General features: G+C 40.2%; 3 protein-coding genes. All 3 read right to left on the reverse strand.

Translation table 11 applies throughout. From position 1 onward, the window contains the following. Positions 1 to 501 (reverse strand): glycosyltransferase family protein (locus ACIR310F_RS26575; RefSeq protein ID WP_462433814.1); only part of this gene is annotated, 501 nt, incomplete at its 3' end. 533 nt (positions 502 to 1034) lie between these two features. Next, positions 1035 to 2348, reverse strand: coding sequence for an NAD(P)H-dependent oxidoreductase (locus ACIR310F_RS0102915; protein ID WP_028082525.1), 1314 nt, complete (start codon positions 2346 to 2348; stop codon positions 1035 to 1037). A gap of 2 nt (positions 2349 to 2350) precedes the next feature. Further along, on the reverse strand, positions 2351 to 2697 hold a 347-nt coding region (gene rfbC, locus ACIR310F_RS26580), incomplete at its 5' end, for a dTDP-4-dehydrorhamnose 3,5-epimerase (RefSeq protein ID WP_231387367.1).

The following is a 2697-nucleotide window of genomic DNA, read 5'->3' on the forward strand; positions in this document are numbered from 1 at the left end:
CTGGGCAACAATACTAGAGTTGGCAATGTAAATATCTGGTTCTTGAGCATATTTCAAGTCTAGATTTCTGATGATTTGAAATACTTTTTCAATCAGAGGAGCAAAGTGGCGATAGTCTCCGTATTCCCGTAAATAAGTTTCTGTATCCCATAAGAAACGGGTAACATTATGACAAAAACAAATATGTCTGGCTTGGGGTTTTTTCCGTACTGCTTTGGCAAAACTTGTACTACTGCTAATAATCAAGTCATAGTCTTGTAGATCCAAAGACCGAAATGCTGGAAAATATAGGGGAGCTAACATCCGAAAATATTTGGTTGCACCAGGAATTTTCTGCAAAAATGTGGTATTGATAATTCTTTCTTCTAGATCAATACTCTTTTGTGCATCATATAATGAGGTGAAAATGTCGGCTTCGGGATAGCGTTTGCACAATAATTCAAATACGCGTTCTGCTCCACCGCGCTGAGTTAAGTAATCATGGACGAGGGCAATTTTCATAACAGTTTACCTATAATTTTGTCATGGGTGATAGGTAGTTGGTAATTGGTAATTACTATTCTCTATTAATTGATTGTTATACCAATCTATTGACAGATTTCTTGGGCAATATCCCCGATTGTATCATCCGTTGATTATCAATTAATTCATCTTCTTTCATAGGAATATGAATCATAAAACACCTCACTAATTTATGAAAATCATCCCTGCCAAAATACATCTTTCTATATCCAAATTATTGAGTTAAATATTTTTTCTTGTCTCCGCTTCCTCTCTGATGGAAGTAGTTAGTTAAAAAAATAATTTTAGACTCAACAGAAGCCTCTGGAATTATATATGTAAATTCAGAGGTCTAATGAGAATATCAGGAAACCTCTGAATTATTTTGATAGTGATTTGTAAGAATTCAGGTGAGGTGATAAGATCCCCGACTTCAACGGAGCAATTTATCATTTATGGATACAATAAATCCCAGAAGTCCGGAATCTGATATGAACGATTGCTATAGCTGAATACTTACAGTGATTTTAAAACTATTTCATCAGTGCTAAAGTTTTTGCTGGAGCAAAATAAACTGATTGTTCAGCCCGTAATTGATCGCAAAGTCTACCTTGAGGTAATTCTACATCATCGTAAGTGAGAACCTGATCTTTAGGAATATCGCGCTTCAAGCGACATCCTTCCGCAATACCCATTGGTAGTAAGTTTTGTTGTTGAACAATGGGGGAATTTTCACATTGTCCATAGGTCATGTAATAACCAATACCATCAAGTCTTTCCCCGGCTTGGAGGTCAATTTTGGCCGTGGTGACAACATCAACAACCGGACCGGCGATTGGTGTCAGTACAGCATCATGGAAGAGGACAGCACGGGCTACTGATAGGGGAACTTCAAAATGGCACAGGTGATAGGGGGTGTAGAAACTGTAGAGAGGTCCTTCACCTAGTTTATACAGGTTGAGATAATGACGTTGTTTAGGGTCTTCATGGGTAGCAAAAACAAATACTCCCGGACCTGGTTTAGTGCCAACGACGTAATCAACTATACCGCCTAATTCTTGCAGTTGGTCAATATCATACATTTTGGTCATGTCATCAACGTGACCTGGGTAGTCATATCCTAGCATCCCCCGTCTGGCTACTTGCATCCCTGTACCATTGGCTACGATCGCTTGCTCAAAGGAGATTTTTGTCCCATCAGCAAAACTTGTCACCATGGCGGGATTTTGACCCCAGCGCTGGGCGAAACCGGCTTGGGTGGTGGGGTTGCGGTAGGGGTCTTGTAAACCCTTAATATTGCCACAGAGAAGGGGCTTTAAACCGATGCTTTTAACAAAGCGGTAGAGATTCATCTCCACCCCTGGTTGGTCGCCGTCACAGGCGCTCAGGATGACTCCAGCCCGGTCTGCGTGAACTTTGAGAATGGGTCCAATTGTGCCATCAAGTTCCGCATTCATCAAAATGATATGTTTATGATGAGCGATCGCAGACATGACCAAATGTGCCGCGTATTCAATTGTCCCGGTGACTTCAATGATTGCATCTATACCATCTGCTTCACATAAGAGCATAGCATCTTCGGTGATGGCATATTCATTTTCAGCGATCGCATCTTCCAAATCAGCTAAATTGGCAACAATTTTGATATTTTCAATTCCTGCTTCTAAATAAGCTCGTTTGGCTGTATCAATGTGACGATTAGAAATAGCCACCAACTCCATTCCTGGCACAGAACTGATAATTTGATTAGCAATGCCTCGACCCATAAAACCAGCGCCAATCATGGCCACTTTTACTGGTTTACCTAATGCAGCCCGTGCTTGTAAAGCCTTATCAACAATAATCATAATTAAACTCCTATCAAAATAGATTCTAGTAAAGGCCAATTCCGATCTTTATCAGACATTTCTGTAGCATTCAACGGCCAAGAAATTTCTAAAATTGGGTCATCATAACGTAAACCTCGTTCATATCCAGGAGTGTAAAATTCACCCACTTGATATACAACTTCTGCACCATCTGTTAAAGCTTGATAACCATGAGCAAACATTTCTGGTACATAAAGAGCGCGGCGATTTTGGGCAGTTAGCTCTACACCAATATGCGATAAATAAGTTGGAGATTCAGGACGCATATCAACAATTACATCATAAATAGCTCCTTGTGTACAGCGAATTAATTTTGTTTCCGCTGCCG

The organism is Dolichospermum circinale AWQC310F, assembly GCF_000426925.1.
In the GTDB taxonomy this organism is placed as follows: Bacteria; Cyanobacteriota; Cyanobacteriia; order Cyanobacteriales; family Nostocaceae; genus Dolichospermum; species Dolichospermum circinale.